Raw genomic sequence first — 25,300 nt, 5'->3', positions numbered from 1 at the left:
TGGCAGGCTTGCGCAACATGGCAAAACCCGAACTCGGTCTAAAACGGACGTGCGTTGAGTGCGGCGCCCGCTTCTATGACCTGAACCGCGTCCCTACGGTGTGCCCGAAATGTGGCACCACCCAGCCGAACGATATCGGCCGTCTCAAGCGTAGCGAAGGACCGCTGCCTGAGGAGAAAGATCCGAACGCTCCGAAGGACGAGAACGAGGATGATGTAGACGTCGATCTGGACACGGACGATGATGCAGATGACGATGTCATCGCAGCAGACGACGATCTGGATGATGACGATGATCTCTCGAACGACATCGAAGTTTCGACTGACAAGGACGACCGCGACGACCACTAAGGTCGTCCGTGCTCTTTCCTTTGCAGCAGTATTGAGCGGCTGTGCCGGTCCGGGAGACGCCTTGTCCCCGGATGGCGCAGCCGTTCGTGCATTAAAGGACCGCCTGGAGCGTCATCCCAGCGCAACAGCAGTTCTTCAGGAGCATTGCTCCGTTCCCATTCGCGTCGTGCGCCTCTCCGTTGGAGAACAGCCTTCGCAGGAAACCCTGCGTCTTCTGGAAGTCTCAGACCCTCGGCAGGTTCGCACACGTCACGTTCAGCTTCTGTGTGGGGATGTCCCGCTCTCTGATGCCTGGAACTGGTATGTGCCGGAACGTCTGACAGATGACATGAACCATCTGCTGGAAACGACGGATACGCCCTTTGGCAAAGCTGTCTCGAAGACGAATTTTCATCGCCAGCGACTCGAAACACGTTTTCCAGATAACGCCACAGGAATCGTGCTCGAAAACCGTGCGGTCCTCAGACGTGCTTCAGACAACGCACCAATTTCTCTGGTTGTGGAAGATTATCTGCCTGGTGCGCTGAAACCTCAGCCCTGATTTATCGCGCAGGCGACCAGTTCAGGTGTTGCCCGCCATCCATGGCCAGCATCTGCCCCGTGACGGACGGGAGAGAAAATAGCGCAAACGCGGCTTCAGCGATTTCTTCGGGAGACGACCCACGCTTCAGAGGCGTTTGCGCGCACATCCTGTCAAAATGCTCCTGAGACTGTCGGCCTACTGTTGGCAGAACAGGCCCTGGGCCAATGGCATTAACGCGAATACGCGGTGCCAGTGCCAGCGCAAGCGTTTGCGTTAGCGTCCACAAGCCTGCTCGGGACACGGTATAGCTGATAAAATGTGGCGTCAGATTCCACACACGCTGATCCAGCATATTCAAAATCAGCCCTTCAGCCTCTGCCGGCAGGGCTGCTGCCATCGCCTGAGACAGAACGAACGGAGCCCTCAGATTCGGCTCAAGATGCTGATCCCAGCTTTCGCGAGTTACAGTCTCGACTTCATCACGAATGAACGCTGAAGCATTGTTGATGAGTACACCGATCGGGCCAAGCTGCTGAACTGCTTTAGCAGCCAGCATGTTCACATCCGCTTCACACGACAGATCTGCGCCAATCACACATCCCCGCCCGCCAATGTGATCGAGCAGATCCAGCGCTTCTGTTTTGCTGTCGCGATAATGGATGGCGACAGAAAAACCCTGCCCGGCCAGCATTTCAACCAGCGCCCGACCGATCCGACGCGCACCGCCGGTCACAAGCGCCGTACGAGGGACCAGAGCGGAAATCATAATGCGCGTCGTGCAATCAGGGCAGCGGCCAACGTGCCATCATCCAGCACATCCAAAGCGCCTCCCATAGGAACACCATGTCCGACACGGCTGACGACCACGCCCGTTGATGCCAGTTTTTCCTGAAGCCAGTGCGCTGTTGTCGCCCCCTCGACTGTCGCGCCAAGAGCAAGAATGACCTCTCTCACTCCACCTTCGGCAATACGGTCCAGCAGGGAAGAGACATTCAGATCTTCGGGCCCGAGACCGGCAAGCGCCGATAACGTCCCACCCAGAACCTGATAGACCCCACGATGTACGCCAGCACGTTCCAGTGCCCACAGATCCCCCACAGTTTCGACCACGCACACCAAGCCGCCGTCACGGGTTGAATCCGTACAGATGTGGCAGGGATCGATGGTGTCGAGATTGCCACAAAGGGAACATGTGCGGACGCTTGTGGCAGCCCGTTCCATGAGATGCGCCAAAGGCAACATCCGCGCCTCCGGCTGCCGCAGCAAACTGAGCGCAGCGCGACGGGCTGACCTAGGGCCGAGCCCCGGCAGGCGAGACAGCATGGAAATCAGCTGCTCGATGTCATTGCTGATCATCATGATGTGACGCCCGCAGAAAAACTATTCAGATCAGAACGGAAGCTTCAGACCCGGCGGCAGATCCAGACCGCCCGTAACGTCGCGCATGGCTTCAGAGCTGGCCGCTTCAGCCTTGTTCTTGGCATCCGTATAGGCTGCCACGATCAGGTCCTGCAGCATTTCCATTTCATTCGGATCGGCCAGCTTCGGATCAATTTTCAGACCCCGCATTTCGCCTTTACCCGTAAGCTGAAGCGTCACGAGACCAGCGCCAGCCGAACCATCTACCGTCAGATTTGCCAGATTTTTCTGGGCCTCTTCCATTTTGGACTGCATCTGACTGGCCTGCTTCATCAGTCCTGCAAGGTTCTTCATAACGTCTCCTGGTCTTTCAGTTCAGATCATCTTCATCAAGGAAATCAGCGTCCAAAGGCGCGAATTCCAGATCCGGAGGAGAGTCCTCCGTCAATGGTGCGGTTATTTCGGGTGGAAGACCGTATTCATCAAGGGAGTGGTCTTGCACATCGCCGATTTTCGCACCGGGGAAAGTATCAAGAATGGCTTGGACCAACGGGTGTGCCTCAACCATTGCACGGTTGATGGCCACCACCTCCGCACCCTGTTCATCCAGGGTTGGCTCACCTTCGGCTGTGGAAAGACTAATGCGCCACTGGCCGGGAAACATCTCTTCAAGAAAATTCTGAAGGAGACGGTCCGCCTTGGTGTGCTGGTCTTCCAGGCGAACCTGCACATCGGGGGGTGAAAAACGTACCAGATGCACCGACGAGCGCAGAACCCCATGCAACTGCGGCTGCTTGTCCCAAACCAGAGCGACCATCTCGCGCCATGTTCGTGGCGGGGGCGGAGGAAGTTCGGGTTCCGGCGCCAGCTCAGGAGCGGCTTCCGCATAACCCGGCTCAATAATTTCGCCGCCATTGGCCACCAAACGGACATGCGCACGAGGGCCACCTGTGTCAGTTGGCGATACGGACGTCGACGGCACAGGCGCAGTCTGCAACCCAGACGACATCTCTCCGGACGAAGCTGCTCCCCCCGAAGGGCCTGATGGCAATGAGAGATCGACCCCGCCTTCAGTCAACTGACGGATCAGACGGTCAGGCGTCGGGAGAAGGCTGGCGTGGCACAGTCGAATCAGAACCATTTCAGCCGCCTGACGACGATCCGGCGCAGATTCGACCTCGTTCACACCTTTCAGAAGAATCTGCCAGGCTCGTCCCAAACTGCTGGTTGAGAGCCTGTCTGCCAGCACCCCACCACGCAGTCGCTCGGCTTCTGGAAGGTCCCGGCTTTCACGAAGACCTGGCATCGCCTTGAGACGGGAAACAAGATGCAGAAGATCCAGAAGATCCGTCAGGAGAACGCCGAGATCAGCACCCCGTGCATAGGCCTGATCAGTAAGGTCCAAGGCCTCTGCTGCCTTGCCGGCCATAAGGGCATCAAGCAGATCAAAGACCAGTCCACGATCTGCCAGACCCAGCATGTCCGACACGGCATCGGCGTCGCTTGCACCCTGTGCAATCGCCTGATCTAATAGGGATAATCCGTCACGGACCGAGCCATCAGCCGCACGAGCGATGAGCGCCAGAGCATCTTCGGAAAGAGTGGCCCCTTCCTTTTCGGCAATGCGCCCAAAATGTTCGGTCAGCAGCGCCTGAGGCACGCGCCGGAGGTCAAACCGCTGACAGCGGGACAGCACCGTCACCGGAACTTTCCGCAACTCCGTCGTGGCAAAAATGAACGTAACCTGTGACGGAGGCTCTTCCAGCGTTTTCAGCAGGGCATTGAACGCATTGCGAGACAGCATGTGCACTTCATCGATGATGAAGACTTTCATGCGCGCCTGCATCGGGCGGAAACGGGTCGCCTCGATAATTTCACGCACATCATCAACGCCCGTGCGAGACGCCGCATCCATTTCCAGAACGTCCGGATGTCGGTCCGCGAGAATGGCAGTGCAGTTTGCACAAATACCACAGGGCTCCGCAGTCGGCCCACCCTTCCCGTCTGGCCCGATGCAGTTCAAGGCGCGTGCGATAATTCGGGCGGTCGTAGTTTTCCCCACGCCGCGCACACCCGTCAGCATGAAGGCATGCGCCACACGCTTCAGTTCGAACGCCCGACGCAGAATTCGTACCAGCGTGTCCTGACCGATCAGGTCATCGAGTGTCTGGGGGCGATATTTTCGGGCAAGGACACGATAAGGCGTGCTTTTTTCTGCCTGAATAGGAACTGGAGCCTGCTCGGCCGGGGCTTCACCAAAGAAGCCACCACCGCTCTCGGGCGGCAGGGGAAGATCGTCGATATCGTCAGTCATGAAACTGGAAAGCCGTCAGAGCGGGGAATGAGACCGCACTCTGTCGGTCTTGCACCGGGGCGCCTGGCAGTAAAACTGCCGCGCCCACAGGCTGCACTAGGTAGGAGGCCGGACATTTAACCCGGATAAAACTCACTGCGGCTGCTTCCTTCCGGACCTGACCGGGTTGGCAAGGTATCCGTCCAAAGCCGACCTCCCGGCGCTCTCCTAACACGGAGATAGGGGTGTCTGACAACCCCCTATCATTCACCCGCGGCTTTACCCCCTGCATGACGCGGGTCAGCAGCCCCATAAATGAGCCCAGTTTTGTGTGCAGACAGGCTTGGACGATCTGCCAGAATACCTTCTGCCACACCCCATGGACGATGCAGAGACAGCGCATATCCTTCAGATTTCAGCTTATCCATCACCTCGTCCGTCAGGGCCCCCGGTTCGAGCTCCACAGCAGATGGCTCCCACTGCTCGTGGATTCGCGGCAGATCAACAGCCTGTCGGATATCGAGCCCATAATCGAGCACACCCAGAATGGCAGAAAGCGTGATCGTCGGAATACGGGAACCACCAGGGCTTCCGATCACCATAATCACCTTGCCATCTTTGGAGACAATCGACGGAGACATGGACGATAGCGGCGTTTTGCCCGGAGCAATGGCATTGGCTTCCGAGCCAACAATCCCAAACATATTGGGGGCACCTGGCTTGGCCGAGAAATCATCCATCTCGTCGTTGAGCCAGATGCCGGTGTTGCCACCCATGACACCAGAGCCAAACCATCCATTCAGGGTATATGTCGCCGAAACGGCCATGCCGCTCTTGTCCAATACCGAGAACTGTGTTGTTTCGTGCTTTTCCTGCGTATCCGGAGCCGCCTGGACAGCCTTGACCGGGAGCGCTTCACCGGCACGAAGCGTATTGGACGGCAGCGCCTGATCTAGCGGGATGCCTGCCCTGACCTGTGCGGCATATGCCGGATCATTCAGATGCTCGATCGGATTCTTGACGAATGCCGGATCCCCCAGATCGCGTCGATCCGAGTACGCATGGCGCATGGCTTCAATTTCACGCTGCGCAGAGGCTGCTGTGTGCAGGCCAAGGGCGTGCATATCGTAGCCGGAAAGAATGTTCAGAATTTCGCATAGCGCGATGCCACCACCACTCGGAGGGGGTGCCGTGTCGATCGTGTACCCACGATAGGTGCAGCGGATCGGCTCAAGAAACCGGATATGATAGTTCGTGAAATCTGACGGCTTCAGAAGGCCACCACCTTCTTCACTGGCCCGCACGATTTCAGCAGAGATCGGACCTTCGTAGAACGCTTTCGGACCACTCTTGGCGACCAGCTCAAGAGAATTGGCCAGATTTTTCTGAATCAGCCGGTCTCCAGGCTGAAAGGACGATCCGTCCGGGCGCAGAAAAATAGACCGTGCGTATGGGTCCTGACGGAAATACTTTGTGGACGTGTCGAGAAGTTGCACGTCGCCTTCATTGAGCACAAACCCATCACGGGCGAGCGCTATGGCAGGGGCCATGACTTTTGCCCGCGGCAAACGCCCCCACTTCTGAAGGATCGTATCCAAGCCTGCGACAGTCCCCGGAACGGCAACTGCTTTCCAGCCTTCCGTTGAAAGCCCCGGAATGACTTTGCCAGACGCATCCTGATACATGGCGGCTGTTGCAGCACCCGGGGCATGCTCCCGGAAGTCCACAAATACTGTCTGCCCGGATTTCAGGCGGATCGTCATGAAGCCGCCACCGCCGATATTACCCGCAGCGGGGTAAACGACAGCCAGCGCATAACCCACCGCAACCGCTGCATCGATGGCATTACCACCTTCCGCCAGGATTTTGGCGCCGGCATCAGAAGCGAGATGCTGGGCGGAAACCACCATGCCATGCTTGCCAGAGACCAGAACGCCCGGAGACGTATGATCCGGACCAAAGGCCAGCGGATCATGGGCAGAGCTCAAAGGGGCTGCCGGGGGAGCAGCCAGCGCCGTGCCCCCCGTCAGGCCCGCGACAATCAGGGCAAAGAGTTTTTTCATGCGCCAGCTCCGTATGGGGGCTTGTTGTAACCTTTCGGGGACAGCGTGAAGATTTCACATCCGTCGTCCGTCACGCCAATCATATGCTCGAATTGTGCAGACAGCGTCCGGTCACGCGTGACAGCTGTCCAGCCATCATCAAGAATTTTTACTTCAGGCTTGCCGATATTCAGCATCGGCTCAATGGTGAAAACCATTCCCGGCACGAGCTTCACGCCCTGCCCTGGCTTGCCGTAATGCAGGACGTTCGGAGCGGCATGGAATTCCCGGCCAATGCCGTGACCACAAAAATCACGTACAATAGAGAAACGGTTCTTTTCCGCATGGACCTGAATGGCATGACCGACATCGCCCAGCGTATTGCCTGGCTTGACCTGCTCAATGCCGAGCATGAGGGACTCATAGGTCACCTCAACCAGTTTTTCGGCTTTCTTGGGGGCCTTGCCTACGATGTACATCCGGGAATTATCCCCGTACCAGCCATCCAGAATGGACGTGACGTCAATATTGACGATATCGCCGTTGGCCAGTTTCTTCTCACCGGGGATGCCGTGACACACAACATGGTTGATCGAAATGCAGCAGGATTTCGGGAAGCCATGATAATTCAGAGGAGCCGGTGTAGCGCCGTGCGCCAGAGTGAACTCATGAATAAGGGTATTGAGTTCTTCCGTCGTGACGCCGGGTTGAACATGCTCGGTGATCATATCCAGCGTTGCCGCTGCCAGATGACCGACCGTTCTTAGATGTTTGAAATCTTCACTGTCATAAAGAACAATCCCACGCGAATTATCACCCATGTCTACCGCCCGATCCTAAATCTCTTAACTGGTCGGGACAAAATGCGACCGTCCCGACCGGATCGCAAGGCAGTGATGCGAGTTTTTCACCCGCGCGGGTGACGGCCCGGCTTGTGATGGGCAGCAACATGGTGAGCACTGACCATGCGAACAGAGGCTGAATGATGCGCAACACGGCCATAACGGCGCGGTGACGTTGGCGCATCCGCCACTTCAACAGGACGGCTGGATGCAACCATCATCCCATGATGCGCGAAACGACCACCATGGCGCGCAGACGCAATCATGACCGTGCGCGGAGCGACCGGATGAAGCAAAGGCTGTGGCGCGACGCCTTCTGAAGCAAAACCATCATCCAGAATGGACGCCATTTCCATCGAACGGCGCGCATTCGAGGACGACCCGAGCACCACACCAATCAGACGAACATTTCCACGAATGGCAGACGTGACGAGATTTCGCCCCGCAGCATCGGTGTAACCCGTCTTCATGCCGTCAGCGCCCGAATAGATTTTCAGCATCGGATCATGGTTAGGAACCAGATGACGATGGAAATAGAAGGAAGGCACGCCGAAATAGTGATAATACTGCGGGAAATCGTTGATCAGGTGCTGTGCGAGAAGCCCTAGATCATGCGCTGTCGTGACCTGATCGGGGTCAGGCAGGCCGGATGCGTTGCGGAACGTTGTGTTGGCCATTCCCAGCGCACGCGCCTGCTGCGTCATGAGCTGTGCAAAACGAACCTCGTCGCCACCACCCAGGAACTCACCCAGAGCGCACGCAGCGTCATTCGCTGACTTGGTGACAAGCGCCAGAATGCCCTGCTCAACGGTCAGCCGGGTGCCTGGAACGAGCCCAAGCTTGGACGGAGCCTGCATGGAAGCGTGAATGGAAACCGGAACTTCCTGATCCAGCGTAATCTGATGGGCTTCCAGCGCACGGAAGGTCAGATACAGCGTCATGAGTTTTGTCAGGGATGCAGGATACCGCTGAAGATCGGCGTCCGACTGGGACAGAACGGCGCCTGAATGTGCATCCATCACGAAACTGGACGTGTGGCCTGCGTATTGTGCCTTGGCAGAGCCCGCACCAACTGCAGTCAGAGCGCATAACAGAAGGGCCTTGCGGACAGGGAAACGCATTATGTGGCAGCCTCTGAACAAAACATTGAACGCTGGAAACATCGGACTGTTTAACGCAGTCCTTAATCCCGTTACTCTAGGCGCAACAAAAAGCGCCCGTCCACAAGGTTTGGGGCAGTTTGCTTAATTTTTCGTAAGCATGACCCAAACCCGACCAGAACATGTCAGGAAGATGGCGATATTCACGAAATGTACTCATCCTTACCCCCTTCTCAAGTCGGGGGAAGCGTCCCATATCATACCAGTCATGTCTTCTTACGATCTCCCTTCACCAGCCACCTCCCATTCTGTAGCCGAGTCCATTTCCGGGCCGATCAGGATGGGACCAGGATCATCGGACCCCAAAGGCCCGACAAATCCACGCCTGCCCGATGACGAAGATCTTGAGATCAGCGTTGTCGTTCGCCCTCGTACACGGACGCGCAAGCCGTCGATGTACAAGGTTCTTATGCTCAACGATGACTACACACCGATGGAGTTTGTCGTGCACGTGCTGGAGCGGTTTTTCTCCAAGAACAGGGAAGAAGCCACCACCATCATGCTGCATGTGCATCAGCGGGGCGTAGGGGTCTGCGGCGTTTTCACTTACGAAGTTGCGGAGAGCAAGGTCGCTCAGGTTATGGATCTGGCCCGCCAGAACCAGCATCCGCTTCAGTGTACGATCGAAAAAGACTGATTTCCCGCCACAGTCATACAGGCATCGGACAATTTCTTGTTCAGCCTTACGTTTCTGACTGGCGTTACGTGTTGCACCACGACAAGATACCTCTTCCACGAGAGGTCGAGAGGAGCGCCACCCTATGCTGTCCCGTACGCTCGAACAGACGCTCCACCGCGCCCTGACATTCGCAGGTGATCGGCGTCATGAGTATGCCACCCTCGAACATCTGCTGCTGGCTCTGACAGAAGATGCCGATGCACTGACGGTTTTCCGCGCCTGCGGAATTGACCTCGACAAGCTGCGCTCGGACCTGACGGACTTTCTGGACAAAGACCTTGCCGGTCTTGCGTCCGACCGTCCGACAGAACCAAAACCAACAGCGGCTTTCCAGCGCGTGATTCAGCGCGCGGCCATCCATGTGCAAAGCACAGGCCGCGATGAAGTTACGGGTGCCAATGTTCTCGTTGCACTCTTTGCGGAACGTGAAAGCCACGCCGTGTACTTCCTGCAATTGCAGGACATGACACGACTCGACGCCGTGAACTTCATTTCGCATGGCATCGCCAAAGCGCCGGACCGTGGCGCTGGCCGTAAGGCCGCCGCTGCATCCAAGGATAATTCCGAGCGTGAAGAACGTAAGGAAACAGCCAAGGACGGCGCCCTCGCGACCTATTGCGTCAATCTGAACGACCGTGCCCGTGAAGGGCGGATCGATCCACTGATTGGTCGCGATCAGGAGATCGAACGCACGATCCAGATCCTGTGCCGCCGCACCAAAAATAACCCGCTGTATGTGGGTGACCCGGGCGTCGGCAAGACTGCGATCGCGGAAGGTCTGGCAAAGCGTATTGTTGAGAAAGACGTGCCTGAAGTCCTGCAGGACTGCACAATCTACTCTCTCGACATGGGTTCCCTGCTGGCTGGCACACGTTACCGCGGTGATTTCGAAGAACGCCTCAAGGCTGTTGTGACGGAAATGGACCAGACGCCCGGTGCGATCCTGTTCATTGACGAAATCCACACAGTCATTGGCGCGGGTGCGACGTCTGGTGGTGCGATGGATGCATCGAACCTGCTCAAGCCAGCTCTGGCTGCAGGGACGCTGCGCTGCATTGGCTCCACGACATACAAGGAGTTCCGTCAGCACTTCGAGAAAGACCGTGCACTGGTGCGGCGCTTCCAGAAGATTGACGTCCCTGAGCCGTCAGTCGAGGACACGATCAAGATCCTGCGCGGCCTTAAAGGCAGCTACGAGAAGCATCACAAGGTTCGCTATACCGACGAAGCCCTGCGTGGCGCCGTCGAATTGGCAGCCCGGTATGTGCATGACCGCAAACTGCCCGATAAAGCCATCGACGTTATTGACGAAGTCGGTGCGGCGCGGATGCTGGTGCCTGAGAACAAGCGCCGCAAGACCGTGACGCTGCGGGATGTGGAAGATGCAATCGCCAAGATTGCCCGCATCCCACCCAAGAGTGTCACGGCGGATGATCGGGAGACCCTGCGCCATCTGGAGCGGGATCTGCGGAACATGGTGTTCGGGCAGGACAAGGCGATTGATGCACTGGCTGCGGCGATCAAGCTGTCCCGTGCGGGCCTGCGTGATGCGGAGAAGCCGATTGGCAACTACCTGTTCTCCGGCCCTACGGGCGTCGGCAAGACGGAAGTTGCGCGTCAGTTGGCGTCGTCTCTGGGCATCGAGTTGATCCGCTTTGACATGTCCGAGTACATGGAGCGTCATTCGATCTCCCGTCTGATCGGCGCGCCTCCAGGGTATGTCGGGTTTGATCAGGGTGGACTGCTGACGGATGCGATTGACCAGCATCCCCATGCCGTCCTGCTGCTGGACGAAATCGAAAAGGCCCATCCGGACCTTTACAACGTCCTGCTTCAGGTCATGGATCATGGCCGCCTGACAGACCACAATGGCAAGACAGTCGATTTCCGCAACGTGATCCTGATCATGACCACGAATGCGGGCGCGGCTGACCTGTCCAAGGAAGCGATCGGTTTTGGCCGGACCAGCCGTGCGGGCGAGGATGAAGAGGCGATCAAACGCACCTTCACGCCTGAGTTCCGCAATCGTCTGGATGCGATCATTCCGTTTGCTAACCTGACGCCGGAAACCGTGGGCCGCGTGGTGGAGAAGTTCGTTCTCCAGCTCGAAGCCCAGTTGGCTGACCGTCACGTTACGATCGAAATCTCCTCTGCTGCCAAGGAATGGCTGGCCGAGAAGGGTTATGATCGCCTGTATGGCGCACGTCCTCTGGGGCGCGTTATTCAGGAGCACATCAAGAAGCCACTGGCCGAGGAACTGCTCTTCGGTCGACTGGCCAAAGGCGGGGCCGTCAAGATTGGCCTTAAGAACGACGTGCTGGACTTCGAGATCATCGAAGGGACCGGCGTCAAAGGCGACAGCAGCGCCGAGAAGAAAGACGAAGCGACCAACTAGGCCGCCCGTCACGAAAAAGCCCGTAGGACATTCCTACGGGCTTTTTTTTATTCGTAACGGTGTCCGTTGACGGTCACATAGCCGGGCCACGGCCATTTGCGGCTGGTGCCGTGATGCGTCCAGTCAATCCCCTGCTTGCGCAGGCTGTCGTAGTAGTACCGCCCCTGAACCTCGACGGTGTCGCCCTTCTGCACCCAGGGCCATTGTGGGGCAGTCATTTCATCAAGCCCCGAGACAATCCGGATGGACACGCCCTGCCCTACATCTAGGTAGAAATAGCCATGCCATCCGCTGCGGGTCCGCTTCGCATGGGGTGCAATAGCGATGACGCGCCCGCAAATATGCTCGGGAAGATCCGTCCGGGTGGCGCCACGTTGCTCGAAGGTCTGCTGGTCACTCAGGAATTTGGCGTTGTCACAGCTTGCCGGCATCGGCGCTATCGCCTGTGCCAGAGCAGGAAGTGGCGCACCAAAACACGCCATTGCAGCCAGAAGTCTCAGATGGGACATCATCAAAAGCACTCTCCAGTCAGGAAAGTGCTTTTATGCGCCGAAACACATCCTGAAACAAATGCCGTCGCCCGTTTACAGGGAGCCGAACAGAACAGCCGTATCGATCATGCGGTTCGAAAAGCCCCATTCATTGTCATACCATGAGCAGACGCGAACCATTCGCCCACATTCCATGATGGCCGTCTGCGTGGCGTCAAAATTCGAGGATGCAGGCGAATGGTTGAAGTCGCTACTAACCAACGGGGCGCTGCTATAGGCCAGCACACCTTTCAAGGGGCCCGAAGCAGCCTCCTGCATAACGCGATTGACGTCTTTGGCCGTTTCCGGTGGACGGCGGGACAGGAAGTCGAACGATACCAGCGAAACATTGGGCGTTGGCACGCGAATGGACGTGCCATCCAGCCGGCCCTTCAAATGCGGCAGAACCAGACCAATTGCCTTGGCCGCTCCCGTGGACGTAGGCACCATGTTGAGCGACGCGGCTCTTGCCCGGCGAAGGTCCTTGTGGCGCCGGTCAACGATCTGCTGGTCTCCGGTGAAAGAGTGGATCGTCACCATGTATCCGCACTCGATACCGTAATTGTCGTCGAGCACTTTCACGAGCGGCGCCAGACAATTCGTTGTGCAGGAGGCATTGGAAATGACCGTCATGTCCGGCTTCAGCATGTCATTGTTCACGCCGTAAACGATGGTCGCGTCAACATCCGTGCCAGGCGCTGAAATCAGGACTTTCCGGGCACCAGCCTGAAGAAGCGTGGAAGCTTTTTCCTTGGTGGTGAACAGTCCGGAACATTCAAGAGCCACATCGACACCGTCAAATGGCACCTTCGACGGATCACGCTCGGATGAAATGCGAATGGGACCGTAAGACCGCCCGTTATGGGTCAGGGTCAGCATATCGCCCTCGACGTGGATTTCCCCTGGCAGGCGGCCATGCACGCTGTCATATGTCAGCATGTGAATCTTGTCTTCAACAGACCCAGGGCCATTGATGGCGACGGGCACAACGTCATCCCGGCCGCTTTCAAGAATGCTGCGAAGGGCCAGTCTGCCAATACGGCCAAAACCGTTAATGGCGATCTTTACTGTCATTGTCTTTGGTCTCCGTCAGGGAAAACCGCCGCAAAGGCGGTTTGTCCCGGCAGGTGTGAAAGCGCCGGGACAGTCGTGCCGAGGGGCAGGATCACAGACCGATCCGGTTGAGTGGCTTGCCCGCCATCAGATTCCGCTCAATCTGCTCAAGGGAAACACCGCGGGTTTCAGGCACAAATTTCAGGGTGAGGTAGATGAAGAACGCATTGAACGCCGCGTACATCCAGAAGGTCTGGGCATTCCCGATGGTGTTCAGGAGCGTCAGGAACGTCAGGCCGACGATCATGTTCGTGACCCAGTTCGTGAAGGTGGAGCAACCGATGCCGAAATCGCGCCCTTTGATGGGCTGAACTTCCGAGCACAGGATCCACACCAGCGGACCGGCAGAGAACGCAAATCCGACGATGAAGGCCAGCAGCATGATCACGGCGCCATATCGCGCAAGTTCGCTATTGCCGGTTCCGAAGTAGAGCAGCGTGCCAACTGAAGCCATGCCGATCGTCATGATGATGAAGCCGGCAACCAGCATCGGGCGACGACCCCATTTGTCCACGAAGCCGATGGCAATGAACGTCGAAAGCACATTCACCAGACCGACAATGGCTGTGCCCCACATGGCTGCGTTATCGCCAAAGCCTGCGACTTCGAAGATGCGGGGGGCGTAGTACATCACCACGATGATGCCCGTGAACTGCTGCATGGTCTGGAGCAGGATGCCCAGAAAAACAGAGCGGCGGAAATTGGCGTTGGCCTTGAACAGGCCATAGCCGCCTTCAATCTGCGCAAGCTGCTCTTCAATGTCCGAGATCTCGGCACGTGCGTCGCCTTCATGGCCACGCAACTGATGCAGAACCGTAAAGGCTTCGTCCTTACGGCCCCGCAATACGAGCCAACGGGGACTGTCAGGCAGCAGCAGCACGCCAAGCAGAAACACGACGCCTGGAATAGCGACGATGCCGAGCATCCAGCGCCATGAACCGGAATAGGCCAGCAGCGCATCAGAGATGAACGCTACAAAAATCCCGACCGTAATCATGAGCTGGTAAACCGAGATCAGGGACCCACGGTAGTGCTGATGCGCAATCTCGGAGATGTAAAGGGGAGCGGTAAAGCTTGCGATGCCAACAGACACGCCAAGCACCATACGCCCCACAATCAGCAGCGTGACGGATGTTGCCAGTGCGCACAGCAGCGACCCAAGAACAAACAGGACAGCTGAAGACAGCAGCAGCCGCTTCCGGCCGAAGAGATAGGACAGGCGCCCACCGCAGACGGCACCTACCGCCGCACCAACCATCATCGATGAGACGATGCACTCCTTGCCGAAGTCCGTGACGTTGAATTCCAGACCGATGAATTTCAGAGCCCCTGAAATCACACCCAGATCGAGACCAAACATCAGACCCGCAACAGCAGCCAGAATTGCCGTCAGGACACTTTTACCATTCAGAGACACTGGCGGCGGTGGTGCCGAAAGGTCGATGCCACTCATTGCCTTATTCCTTACTTCAGATTCCCATTATGGGAATAGTCTTTCAACGCAGCATGTTCTCAGGTTGTTTATTCAAGTAAAATCAAATAAAAGAGAAGAATTATATTTATTTTTATTTGAATTTACATGTTTGGATAGTTCGGTCCATCACCTCCCTGCGGCGTTGTCCAAACGATATTCTGGCTCGGATCTTTGATGTCGCAGGTTTTGCAATGCACACAATTCTGGAAATTAATCTGAAACCGTGGCTGTTCATTCTCCGGACGCAGAACCTCATACACGCCCGCAGGGCAGTAACGCTGGGCAGGCTCAGCGTAGAGCGGCAAGTTCACCTGGATCGGAATGGATGGATCGCGGAGGGTCAGATGGCAGGGTTGGCGCTCTTCATGATTGGTGAAGGAGAACGCCACGTTGGTTGTGCGATCAAAGCTGAGTTGCCCGTCCGGCTTGCGATATTCAATCGGCTTGAAACTGGCAGCCAACCCCGTTGCCGCGGCATCGGACTTTCCATGCCCGAGCGTTCTGAAGGGAGAATGCCCGGTCAGAGTTGTCATCCACATATCCAGACCACCGAGCGCCACACCGCCCAGGAGGCCAAACCGCTCCCACAGAGGTTTGACGTTACGGACGGCCTTTAAGTCTGTCCCGACAGGGCCGTTTCGCAGTTCTTCCTCATAATCCGTCAGTTCATCCTGAGCGCGCCCAGCCGCCAGCGCTGCGCGGGCCGCATCGGCAGCAGCAATGCCAGAGAAAATGGCGTTATGACTGCCCTTGATGCGCGGAACATTCACCAGCCCGGCGGAACACCCGAGCAGAACGCCGCCAGGGAAAGTCACTTTCGGAATGGACTGCCAACCACCTTCGGATAGCGCACGCGCACCATAAGCCACGCGTTTTCCGCCCTTCAGCAGTTCGGCCACCATCGGATGATGCTTGAACTCCTGAAACTCACGGTAAGGGTCCAGATACGGGTTTTCATAGCCCAGATGGACGACGAACCCGATGCAGACCTGATTGTTGTCGAGATGGTAGATGAAGGACCCGCCACCTGCTTTGCTGTTCAGCGGCCAGCCCATGGTGTGTGTGACCGTGCCTTCATGATGCTTGGCGGGATCGATCTCCCAGATTTCCTTGAGGCCCAGCCCGAATTTCTGCGGGTCCTTGCCCTCGGAAAGCGCGAAACGATCCATCAACTGACGAGCCAGTGATCCCCGCGCACCTTCGGCGAAGAACACGTATTTCCCGCGCAGTTCCATACCAGGCTCGTAGGCATCACCCGGCGTTCCATCCGGGTTTTTACCGAACTCGCCAGCCACTACACCCGTAACGCGACCCTGATCGTCATAAACGACTTGGCTTGCCGCCATACCGGGGAAAATTTCCACTTCCAGCCCCTCTGCGACCTGTGCCAGCCAGCGGCAGACATTCCCCAGCGAGACAATGTAATTCCCGTGGTTGCCCATGAGCTTTGGCATCAGAACATTCGGCAGGCGGATCTGGCTCTTTTCTGTCAGCAGGAAGAAATTGTCTTCCCTTACCGGCACGGTGATGGGCGCATCCATGGTCCGCCACTCTGGAAGCAGCACGTCCAGCGCACACGGATCAATGACCGCGCCTGACAGGATATGCGCCCCGACTTCAGACCCTTTATCCAGTACGACCACGGAGAGGCCCGGCTCGTTCTGTTTGAGCCGGATCGCCGCGGAGAGACCGGCAGGGCCAGCGCCGACGATGACAACGTCATAGTCCATGCTTTCCCGTTCGATCGTAGTCATGGTCTTTCTCCTCCCTGCAGGCTGCCGGGGGCTGTCAGAGTTTTGCCGTCAGTTCGGGAAGGATGGTGAAGAGATCTCCTACCAGCCCATAATCCGCGACCTGGAAAATCGGGGCGTCTTCGTCCTTGTTGATGGCGACGATCACCCGGGAATCCTTCATGCCGGCCAGATGCTGGATCGCCCCGGAAATACCGACCGCGATATACAGATCAGGCGCCACGATCTTGCCCGTCTGCCCGACCTGCCAGTCATTCGGCGCGTATCCGGCATCCACGGCCGCACGGCTGGCGCCGATGGCAGCATTCAGCTTGTCCGCAAGCTTGGCGATGGTGTCGAAGTTCTCTTTCGATCCGACGCCACGACCACCTGAGACGATATTCTTGGCAGCCGTTAGCTCCGGACGTTCGGACTCAACTGCCTTGTCTTCCACCCAGGACGACAGCGCCGGATCAGCGGGAACGGAGACATTTTCCACACTGGCTGAGCCACCTTCGCCGACAGCCGAGAAGGCCGCCGTGCGAATGGTGAAAACCTTCACCGGATCGGAGGACTGCACCGTCTGGATCGCATTGCCGGCATAGACCGGACGATCGAACGTCTCGGCATCCTTCACAGCCGTTACGTCTGACAGGATCATGACATCCAGAAGAGCCGCAACACGTGGCAGAACGTTCTTGGAGAACGCCGTCGAGCCCGCAGCGATATGGCTATACCCGGATGCCAGAGACACAATGAGGGCGGCGACAGGTTCAGCCAGTTCATGAGCCAGAGACGCATCATCCGCCAGCAGGACCCTGGAGACACCCTCAAGCTTTGCAGCTTCGGCGGCAGCTTCCGCGCCGTTCTGGGTGGCAACGAGAACCGTCACATCGCCCAGCGCTTTGACGGCAGACAGGGCCTTGGCAACGGTATCGGTTACGAGGTGGCCATTGGCCACTTCAGCGAGCAGCAGAACAGACATCAGATCACTCCTGCTTCATTTTTGAGTTTCGAAACCAGCTCATCAACGGAACTGACCTTCACACCAGCCTGACGCTGAGGCGGTTCAACCGTGCGGATGACCTTCAGACGCGGCGCAATGTCCACGCCGAGGTCAGACGCCTTGCGTTCTTCGAGCGGCTTCTTCTTGGCCTTCATGATGTTGGGCAACGCGACATAACGCGGCTCGTTCAGGCGCAGATCCGACGTGATGATGGCGGGTAGCTTCACGCGGATCGTCTGAAGGCCACCATCAACCTCACGGCTGACGGTTGCACTGTCGCCCTCAATCTCGACGGATGATGCGAAGGTGGCCTGGCCCCAGCCCAGCAGGGCGGCAAGCATCTGACCAGTCGCGTTCATGTCATTATCGATGGCCTGTTTGCCTACGATGACAAGGTTTGGTTTCTCATCCTCAATCACCTTCGCCAGCAGTTTGGCGACGGCGAGAGGCTCGATATCCACATTCACATCCGTCGTGGCTTCGACGAAAATGGCGCAGTCCGCGCCCATGGCTAGCACGGTGCGCAGTGTTTCTTTTGCCTGCGGCACACCGATAGAGACAGCGACCACTTCTGTGGCGATGCCTTTCTCCTTGAGACGGACGGCTTCTTCGATGGCGATTTCGTCAAACGGATTGACCGACATCTTGACGTTCGCAAGCTCGACCCCAGATCCGTCACCCTTTACGCGGATGCGGACGTTGTAATCGACGACACGTTTGACAGGGACGAGGATCTTCATGATGCCCTCCGATGGGTCAGCAGACAGTGCGGAAGCGTTCGACCATCGTGTCCAGCACGTCAGCCGGGTGGCGCTTCCACCAGTTATTCGCGGAAAAGATTTCCACCTCGCAGAAACCGGAATACCCGGCGGCTTCCACCTCCCTGCGGATCCCCCGCAGGTCTGCAACGCCGTCCCCCATCATCCCGCGGTCAAGCAGGATGTCCGTTGTGGGAACGAGCCAGTCACAGAGGTGAAAGCCCAGAATGCGGTTTCCCGCACGAGCGAGCTGGCGTGGCAGGTCCGTGTCCCACCACACATGGTAGATATCGATCGCAACGCCCACGCTATCCGACGCCAGAAGGTCGCAGATATCCAGGGCGTCACGGGTAGTCGTGAGGCAGGAGCGGTCTCCGGCGTAGGCCGGATGCAGCGGCTCCAATGCGAGTTTCACGCCACAGGCTTCAGCGTAGGGAATGGCCTTCGCCATCCGGTCCACCACGATGTCCAGGCTGTGAGCCACGCCCTTCGTGCCGGTTTCCACACCACCGACAACGATGGTCAGAACATCGGTCCCGAGTGCGGCTGTCTGATCGATGGACTGACGGAAATCCGACAGGATCGCCTCTTCGCTCTGAAGCCCCAGCGGACCGACCAGAAAGGGCGTCCGGCACAGGCCGACAACCTGCAACCCGGCCTGACGCGCCCGGTCTCCAATTTCCGCAGCCCGGCCCTCGATCTCCCGCCGCCAGAACACGATCCCGCCGATGCCACGTTCAGCACAGGCGTCGATCGTCTGTTCCGGTGACCACCCTGCCCCAACACCCGGCACGTTATGGCCAAGCGTTGCGGTATTGAGGGCGAGAGCCGAATGATCGTGGCGAAAGTCCCGCATGATCAGGCCCCGTAAACCGACAGAAGCGACTTCATGCGGTGCACAGCCAGATCCGGGTTCCGCAACAGGCCGCAACCATCAGCGAGACGGAAGATCTCCGTGAAATGCTGGAGGGACCGCATGGACTGCGCACCATTCAGCATGACGAAGTGATCCTGAAAGCCATTCAGCCAGGCCAGAAACACCACACCCGTCTTGTAGTACTGCGTCGGGGCCTGAAAGATCACACGAGCGAGTGGAACAGTCGGGTCGAGAGCGTCGTGAAAGCCTTTCACGTCCCCCTCGCCGAGCAGTTTCACACCACGAGCCGCAAGCGGCGCGATCGGATCGAAAATGCCGAGAAGTGCGTGGCTGTAGCCCTGCTCGTCACCAGCGATCAGTTCCGGGTAATTGAAGTCATCACCCGTATACATCCGCACGCCCTTTGGCAGGCGACGGCGCATGATGATTTCCTTCTCCTTGTCGAGAAGGGAAATCTTGATGCCGTCCACCTTCGCAACGTTTTCTTCAATGATGCTCAGGACTGTTTCCAGCGCCTCATTGAAATCATCCGTGCCCCAATAGCCTGCCAGAGCCGGGTCGAAATCCTTGCCCAGCCAATGCAGAACGACAGACTCATCACAGGCAGAGAGCACCTCGCGGTAGACCCGCTTATAGTCCTCAGCACTGGACGCCACGCGAACGAGAGCACGACTGGCCATCAGAATGACGCGTGCGCCAACCTTCTGGATCGCCTCGACCTGTTCCAGATATGCTGCGCGCACATGATCGACGGACCGTGCGTCCTTGGGGTCCAGATGGTCTGTTCCCGCACCGTTCACGACCATCGCATCCGGAAGTTCGGCCTTGGTGCGACGGATCAGATCCAGCGCACCAGGCCAGTCCAGACCCATGCCGCGCTGGGCCGTATCCATGGCTTCCGCAATTCCGAGGCCCATGCCGACGAGATAGCGACGGAACTCAAGCGTCTTCTTCCAGTCGATCGTAGCGCGGCCAGACGGTGCATTATCCGTGAACGGATCTGCGACGACATGGGCCGCCGAATAGACGATCCGGGCCGGATTGGCAGGAAGGACACTGCGAGGAACAGGAGTACCGATCAGATGGTAATCCATCTTCCGGCCGGTTTCGTCGGGCAGGATGATCTTCATAACCGTTTCTCAGAAGCGCGGCACAAGCATTCCGGCATCTGCCGAAATGACCTGGCCTGTGGTGTAAGGCAGTTTCCCGGTGGCAAGGGCCGCAATGATGCGCCCCATGTCCGAGGGCTCTCCAACACGGGGAAGCAGGGTCAGCCCCTCTTCCGCGCGCTGGCGGTAGTGCTGAATGACGGCAGCCGTCATTTCTGTAGCGATCAGGCCAGGCTGAACATCATAGACCGCGATATTCTCAATCCCGAGACGCACAGCCAGAGCCTTGGACACCATGGCCGCCGCAGCCTTTGACGCGCAGTACTCTGATCGTTGCACCGCCACAGCCGTCGCATTTGACGATGTGACATTGACGATCGAATGGAACGCATCGGCTGACCGTTCCCGGCTCAGAAGGCGCTTTGCAAAAGCCTGCGAGAGGAAGAACACTGCCTTCGCATTGATCGTCAGGCACCGGTCCCAGCTTGCTTCGGACACTTCCAGCAGGTCACCCCGCTGGAGGACGCCGACGCCCGCATTGTTCACCAGCGTTGTTAGCGGGCCGAGTTCGTCTTCGATCCGCGCCAGAACACCCTCATGGGCGCTGATGTCGGACACATCGAACGGGGCGGCCACAACCTTGGCGCCCAGCCCTTCCAGACGGGCCACGGCTGCACGCAGTTCTGCATCATCAACCGGTCCATTGACCGCTAAAGAAAAGCCTTCTTTAGCGAGCGCTTCTGCGGCGGCGAGGCCGATCCCGCGTGAAGAGCCGGTGACGAGAGCGACCTGTCTCATGTACGGGCGCCCTTCTTGAGCAGTTCACGCGCGATGATCATGCGCTGGATCTGGTTCGTGCCTTCATAGATCTGCGTGATCTTGGCATCGCGATACAGACGCTCAACTTCAAAGCCACGGATGTAGCCGGAGCCACCGAAGACCTGCACAGCATCCGCTGTCCGGGCCACAGCCACGTCACCAGCAAAGCATTTTGCCATGGAGCAGGAGCGCGTGGCGTCCTGACCGTTATCGATCTTCACCGCAGCGGAATGAACCAGCAGACGGGCAGCTTCAATGTCCTTGGCCATATCGGCCAGAAGCCACTGAACACCTTGGAATTCGGAGATGTGCTTACCGAACTGCTTGCGCGTTCCGGCATAATCGACAGCGGCTTCAAGACCAGCCTGTGCGATCCCAACAGCGAGCGCCGCGATGCCAACACGTCCCTTGTCCAGCACGCTCATCATCATGTGGAAGCCACGGTTCATCTCGCCCAGAAGAGCATCCGGGCCGAGGCGCACATCGGAGAAATCAAGCGCACCAACCTGGCTGGCCCGCTGACCCATCTTGTGCTCTTTCGGGCCTCGCTCAACGCCTTTGGCATGCAGGTCCACAATGAAGATGGACATTCCGCGGTTTCCGGCTTCCTTGTCCGTCCGCGCCAGAACGAACCCAAGATCCGCCACCGGGGCGTTATGGATCCAGATTTTTCCACCGTTCAAAATCCAACCATCGCCATCACGTTCAACTGTGGTGCGAATGCCAGACACGTCCGTGCCGGCTTCCGGCTCGGTGATGCAGTAGGCAACCTTGCGCTTCATGGAGAGAATGTCTGGCAGCAGCTTCTTCTGCTCATCCGTGCCGTGACGCACCAGGAGCGTGGAAATCAGTTCCACCAGGCCACACTGATCGGCGATACTGGCATAGCCGCGGGACAGTTCTTCCATCACGACGGCATAGGTCAGGGTATCGAAGCCAGGCCCTCCGAGCTCTTCCGGAACTGCAATGCCGAACAGGCCAAGACGGCCCATTTCTTCGTAAATTTCGGCCGGAAAGCGTTCTTCACGGTCGAGGGCCTCAGCAGCAGGGCGGATGACTTCATCCACGAAGGACCGTGTGGTCTCGCGAACCTGCTCCTGCATTTCATTGAGAAACATAACCCGATTCCCTTATTTAATAACTAACCAGTTAGTTATTATGGTGACTGATCTATTTTCAAGGCCATTCTGCGTTTTGAAATCAAAAGAACTTGATGTTCATAATACCCAGAATGAATTCGTTCTCGTTAAGGAACATTTTTTACTTCGCCATCTTTTTCTACCTCAGCAGAATAGCGCGAAAATCATTGACGTTTGTCCCGGTAGGACCTGGCACAAACAGGTCATCTAATGCCTCAAAGGCAGTATAGGCATCGTTTTCCGCCAGCAGGACCGACGGGTTAATTCCACGTTCCCGCAGTCGTCCCATACTCTTCCCATCTGCAAAGGCACCGGCATTGTCCTCAGACCCGTCAATTCCATCTGTATCCGCAGCGAGTGCGGAAACCGGGAGACCTTCAGCCGCGAGCGCAAACGACAGGAGAAACTCCGTGTTGCGACCACCCCGTCCACGTCCACGCAATGTCACCGTTGTTTCTCCCCCCGAGAGGATGACAACCGGCTTCTGGAATGGCTGATTACGAATAATCACTTCACGCGCGATCGCTGCATGGACCTTCCCGACATCCCGGGCTTCCCCTTCAATCGCGTCGGACAGGATAACAGCTGGAATTCCAAGATTCCGGGACGCTGCTGCTGCTGCCTCAAGAGACAGATGAGCCGACGCCACAATACGAACTTCGTTCCCGGCGAATGCCGGATCTTCCGGACGCGGCGCCTGCCCCAGCTCTCCGTCAAGCCATGCCTGCACTTTAGGCGGCAGTGCGAGCTTCCAGGCCTTGGCCATATGCCGCGCGTCTTCGCGTGTTTTCGTATCAGGCACGGTTGGTCCAGAGGCCACCTGTGCCGGATCATCGAACGGCACATCCGAGACTATGAGTGAAACGACTCTCGCCGGGGAAGCCGCAGCGGCCAGACGACCGCCCTTAATCCCCGAAAACTGCTTGCGGATGCTGTTCATGACAGAGATCGGCGCGCCAGAAGACAGGAGAACCCGGCTGAGCTCCGCCTCATCTTCCAGCGTGAACCCTTCTGGCGGGCACGGCAGCAAGGCCGAGCCGCCCCCGCAGATCAGTGCAACGACCAGATCATCCGGACCTAATCCACGCACCGCCTCGAATAAAGCCGCCGTTGCAGCCAGACCGGCTTGATCCGGAACCGGATGGGAAGCCTCCAGAACGCGAATCTGTTCTGTAGGGTAGCCATAGCCATAACGGGTGACGACAACGCCTTCCAGCGGACCATCCCACACGCGCTCAAAGGCTGCGGCAAGCTGGGCTGCCCCCTTCCCGGCCCCAACCACGACCGTCTTGCCTTTCGGGCGTTCCGGCAGGTTGGCAGCCAGCACGAGGTCTGCATCAGCCGCGGTAATGGCGGCATTGAACAGACCTGTCAGGAAACTGTGATCGTCGACTGTCATGGCTTCTTTCAGACTCCACTCACGGAAAAGACGGCCTGGGGCGTTCAGAGCTTGAGCCCCATCACGGCATCCCTGAACAGAACGGCATCCATTTCCTTCAGTTCAGGAGAAACCTTCAGAGGCGTGGATGCCTGATCGAGCACATCTTTCTGCAAGTCGATGCCCGACGCGATTTCCGTGACCGTCAGCTCACCGTTCAGGAGCTTGAGAACACAGCGTTCCGTCACATACGTCACGTCCTGCCCTGTTTCGGTGGCTCTGCGCCCTGAGAAGCTGACCTGATCCACCTCTGGCACGATCTTGGAAATCTTGCCTTCCCGATCGATCACGAGCCGGCCGTCCTCAATGTGCATCTTGGCTCCGGCATTGAAATTGCCTGAGAAGATGATGCGCTTCGCCCGTGCCGTAATGTCTACGAAACCGCCCGCCCCTGCCGTCCGATGCGGCGTGGCAGCAAGGCGGCTGACATTGACCGACCCATCAGCCCCGATCTCAAGAAAGGACAGCAGGGAGCAGTCAAAGCCGCCCGCTTGGAAATAGCTGAACTGGTGAGGAGAGGCGACGAAGGCCTCGGCATTACTGGCGCAACCGAACTTGAAATCCAGCAGCGGAACGCCGCCAACCGGTCCCTGTTCGATAACCCATGTCACGCTACCATGCAGCCCTTCTTCCAGCAGGATGCGCGGCACATTGGCGGAAATCCCGAAGCCGATATTGACCGCCCAGCCATTCTTCAGCTCCTGCGCCACACGTCGCGCAATCACCTTGCCCGGATTGAAATCCGGAATAGCGAAGGACGACAGAGGCCGGAAAATCTCGCCGGAAATTGCAGGATCATAAGGCGTGGCAGTGGTCTGAAGCTGATCCGGAGCTTCCACAACCACGTCCACCAGAATACCCGGCACTTTGACGTCATGCGGCTTCAACGTGCCCTGTTCTGCCACGCGGCGGACCTGCGCGATGACCAGTCCACCGTTGTTATGAGCCGCCAGAGCCATTTCCATGGCACCAAGGGTGGCGCCTTCCTGCTCGAATGTCAGATTGCCATTCTCGTCCGCAGTCGAAGCGCGAATGATGGCAACGTCCGGCTTGAGCGCAGGAAAATACAGCCAGTCTTCGCCCTCGAAGTCCATATGACGCACGATGGGATTCGAGCGGGCGGTCTCATTCATCGCCCCGCCTTCCCGCTTCGGGTCCACGAAGGTATCGAGACCAACTTTCGTCAACACGCCGGGGCGCAGGGCCGCACCTTCGCGCAGCATGTCGAAGATAACGCCAGATGGAAGGTTATAAGCGGCGACGTCCTCGGCCAGAATGCGCTGCCAGATAAGCGGCGGCTCCGCATTGCTCGGACCGGACGGGTAAGACCCGCCGATGATCTTTTTGATCATGCCAGGCTGGGCGATATGATCCACGCCCTTGGTCCCGAACATGTCACCCGTCGCGATCGGATGAATCGTCGTCAGGTTCTTCGGGGCCGCTTCCTTTTCAAAACGTTCCCCGAGCGCCTTCAGAACGTCGTCGGGGCACAGAAGCCCGGACGATGCGTTGATCGCAATGGTGGAACCATCCTTGATAAGACTGACGGCTTCCGCTGCGGTTCTGGTCTTGGTCATTGCCTTTGATCCACTATAACTATCTTGTTAGTTACTTATGATCTTGTAAAAATCGCGATGCATGAGGCGCCGCTTGAGAAGGTTATC

General features: G+C 57.8%; 23 protein-coding genes and 1 other RNA gene. 4 read left to right on the top strand and 20 right to left on the bottom strand.

Annotated elements, in window-relative coordinates; all coding sequences use genetic code 11:
- Nucleotides 1-17: 17 nt before the first annotated feature.
- Nucleotides 18-350: a TIGR02300 family protein gene (locus tag KP708_RS06040; RefSeq protein WP_046900134.1), complete on the top strand. Its 333-nt coding sequence runs from the start codon at nt 18-20 to the stop codon at nt 348-350.
- 61 nt (nt 351-411) lie between these two features.
- On the top strand, nt 412-891 hold the full coding sequence (locus KP708_RS06035; protein ID WP_252347251.1) for a hypothetical protein: 480 nt from the start codon (nt 412-414) through the stop codon (nt 889-891).
- Nucleotide 892: 1 nt separating this feature from the next.
- On the opposite strand, the gene KP708_RS06030 is transcribed toward KP708_RS06035, so the two are convergent.
- The 8 genes from KP708_RS06030 to KP708_RS05995 form a co-directional block, all read right to left on the bottom strand.
- Complete coding sequence (locus KP708_RS06030) at nt 893-1,639, bottom strand: SDR family oxidoreductase (protein WP_215749272.1); 747 nt, start codon at nt 1,637-1,639, stop codon at nt 893-895.
- On the bottom strand, nt 1,636-2,229 hold the full coding sequence (gene recR, locus KP708_RS06025) for a recombination mediator RecR (protein ID WP_167386111.1): 594 nt from the start codon (nt 2,227-2,229) through the stop codon (nt 1,636-1,638). The genes KP708_RS06030 and recR overlap by 4 nt, the downstream gene beginning before the upstream one ends.
- Nucleotides 2,230-2,262: 33 nt before the next feature.
- Entirely contained in the window at nt 2,263-2,586 is a 324-nt protein-coding gene (locus KP708_RS06020; protein WP_046900138.1) for a YbaB/EbfC family nucleoid-associated protein, read from the bottom strand.
- A gap of 16 nt (nt 2,587-2,602) precedes the next feature.
- Nucleotides 2,603-4,546: a DNA polymerase III subunit gamma/tau gene (locus KP708_RS06015; protein ID WP_215749273.1), complete on the bottom strand. Its 1,944-nt coding sequence runs from the start codon at nt 4,544-4,546 to the stop codon at nt 2,603-2,605.
- A 101-nt stretch (nt 4,547-4,647) separates the two neighbouring features.
- Nucleotides 4,648-4,742, bottom strand: an RNA gene (gene ffs, locus KP708_RS06010) — signal recognition particle sRNA small type.
- 46 nt (nt 4,743-4,788) lie between these two features.
- A complete protein-coding gene (gene ggt, locus KP708_RS06005; RefSeq protein WP_215749275.1) occupies nt 4,789-6,588 on the bottom strand; it encodes a gamma-glutamyltransferase in 1,800 nt (599 codons plus the stop codon).
- Entirely contained in the window at nt 6,585-7,388 is an 804-nt protein-coding gene (gene map, locus KP708_RS06000) for a type I methionyl aminopeptidase (RefSeq protein ID WP_215749277.1), read from the bottom strand. The genes ggt and map overlap by 4 nt, the downstream gene beginning before the upstream one ends.
- Before the next feature lie 86 nt (nt 7,389-7,474).
- The gene (locus tag KP708_RS05995; protein ID WP_215749279.1) at nt 7,475-8,530 is read right to left on the bottom strand and encodes a D-alanyl-D-alanine carboxypeptidase family protein; all 1,056 of its coding nucleotides are present in this window, start codon (nt 8,528-8,530) and stop codon (nt 7,475-7,477) included.
- Nucleotides 8,531-8,777: 247 nt separating this feature from the next.
- On the opposite strand from KP708_RS05995, the gene clpS reads away from it, so the two are divergent.
- Together clpS and clpA are read left to right on the top strand one after the other, a co-directional pair.
- Nucleotides 8,778-9,206, top strand: a complete 429-nt coding sequence (gene clpS / locus KP708_RS05990) for an ATP-dependent Clp protease adapter ClpS (RefSeq protein WP_237389810.1) — start codon at nt 8,778-8,780, stop codon at nt 9,204-9,206.
- A gap of 124 nt (nt 9,207-9,330) precedes the next feature.
- Nucleotides 9,331-11,643, top strand: coding sequence for an ATP-dependent Clp protease ATP-binding subunit ClpA (gene clpA / locus KP708_RS05985; protein ID WP_099210941.1), 2,313 nt, complete (start codon nt 9,331-9,333; stop codon nt 11,641-11,643).
- Nucleotides 11,644-11,690: 47 nt separating this feature from the next.
- Here clpA and KP708_RS05980 read toward each other — a convergent pair whose 3' ends face one another.
- From KP708_RS05980 to KP708_RS05925, 12 genes are all read right to left on the bottom strand, one after another.
- Nucleotides 11,691-12,155: a DUF3465 domain-containing protein gene (locus KP708_RS05980; protein WP_215749281.1), complete on the bottom strand. Its 465-nt coding sequence runs from the start codon at nt 12,153-12,155 to the stop codon at nt 11,691-11,693.
- Between the two features lie 72 nt (nt 12,156-12,227).
- Nucleotides 12,228-13,247 carry a type I glyceraldehyde-3-phosphate dehydrogenase gene (gene gap / locus KP708_RS05975; RefSeq protein WP_215749283.1) on the bottom strand — a complete coding sequence of 340 codons (1,020 nt, stop codon included), beginning with the start codon at nt 13,245-13,247 and terminating at the stop codon, nt 12,228-12,230.
- Nucleotides 13,248-13,338: 91 nt separating this feature from the next.
- Nucleotides 13,339-14,739 carry a sugar porter family MFS transporter gene (locus KP708_RS05970; protein ID WP_252347252.1) on the bottom strand — a complete coding sequence of 467 codons (1,401 nt, stop codon included), beginning with the start codon at nt 14,737-14,739 and terminating at the stop codon, nt 13,339-13,341.
- A 122-nt stretch (nt 14,740-14,861) separates the two neighbouring features.
- Nucleotides 14,862-16,514: an electron transfer flavoprotein-ubiquinone oxidoreductase gene (locus KP708_RS05965; RefSeq protein ID WP_252347253.1), complete on the bottom strand. Its 1,653-nt coding sequence runs from the start codon at nt 16,512-16,514 to the stop codon at nt 14,862-14,864.
- Between the two features lie 34 nt (nt 16,515-16,548).
- Nucleotides 16,549-17,475, bottom strand: coding sequence for an electron transfer flavoprotein subunit alpha/FixB family protein (locus KP708_RS05960; protein WP_215749285.1), 927 nt, complete (start codon nt 17,473-17,475; stop codon nt 16,549-16,551).
- Complete coding sequence (locus KP708_RS05955) at nt 17,475-18,236, bottom strand: electron transfer flavoprotein subunit beta/FixA family protein (RefSeq protein ID WP_215749287.1); 762 nt, start codon at nt 18,234-18,236, stop codon at nt 17,475-17,477. Before KP708_RS05955 ends, KP708_RS05960 begins: the two co-directional genes overlap by 1 nt.
- A 16-nt stretch (nt 18,237-18,252) precedes the next feature.
- Nucleotides 18,253-19,110 (bottom strand): sugar phosphate isomerase/epimerase, encoded by an 858-nt coding sequence (locus tag KP708_RS05950; protein WP_215749289.1) that lies wholly within the window; start codon nt 19,108-19,110, stop codon nt 18,253-18,255.
- 2 nt (nt 19,111-19,112) lie between these two features.
- Complete coding sequence (locus tag KP708_RS05945; RefSeq protein WP_215749291.1) at nt 19,113-20,261, bottom strand: dihydrodipicolinate synthase family protein; 1,149 nt, start codon at nt 20,259-20,261, stop codon at nt 19,113-19,115.
- Nucleotides 20,262-20,270: 9 nt separating this feature from the next.
- Nucleotides 20,271-21,038, bottom strand: a complete 768-nt coding sequence (locus KP708_RS05940) for a 3-ketoacyl-ACP reductase (protein WP_215749292.1) — start codon at nt 21,036-21,038, stop codon at nt 20,271-20,273.
- Entirely contained in the window at nt 21,035-22,177 is a 1,143-nt protein-coding gene (locus tag KP708_RS05935) for an acyl-CoA dehydrogenase family protein (RefSeq protein ID WP_046900154.1), read from the bottom strand. Before KP708_RS05935 ends, KP708_RS05940 begins: the two co-directional genes overlap by 4 nt.
- Before the next feature lie 160 nt (nt 22,178-22,337).
- Nucleotides 22,338-23,597 (bottom strand): glycerate kinase, encoded by a 1,260-nt coding sequence (locus KP708_RS05930; protein WP_215749294.1) that lies wholly within the window; start codon nt 23,595-23,597, stop codon nt 22,338-22,340.
- 44 nt (nt 23,598-23,641) lie between these two features.
- Nucleotides 23,642-25,213 (bottom strand): acyl CoA:acetate/3-ketoacid CoA transferase, encoded by a 1,572-nt coding sequence (locus KP708_RS05925; RefSeq protein WP_215749296.1) that lies wholly within the window; start codon nt 25,211-25,213, stop codon nt 23,642-23,644.
- Between the last annotated feature and the right edge of the window lie 87 nt (nt 25,214-25,300).

The organism is Gluconobacter sp. P5H9_a (assembly GCF_018812085.1).
In the GTDB taxonomy this organism is placed as follows: Bacteria; Pseudomonadota; Alphaproteobacteria; order Acetobacterales; family Acetobacteraceae; genus Gluconobacter.
This window is presented reverse-complemented; position numbering and strand designations above follow the sequence as displayed.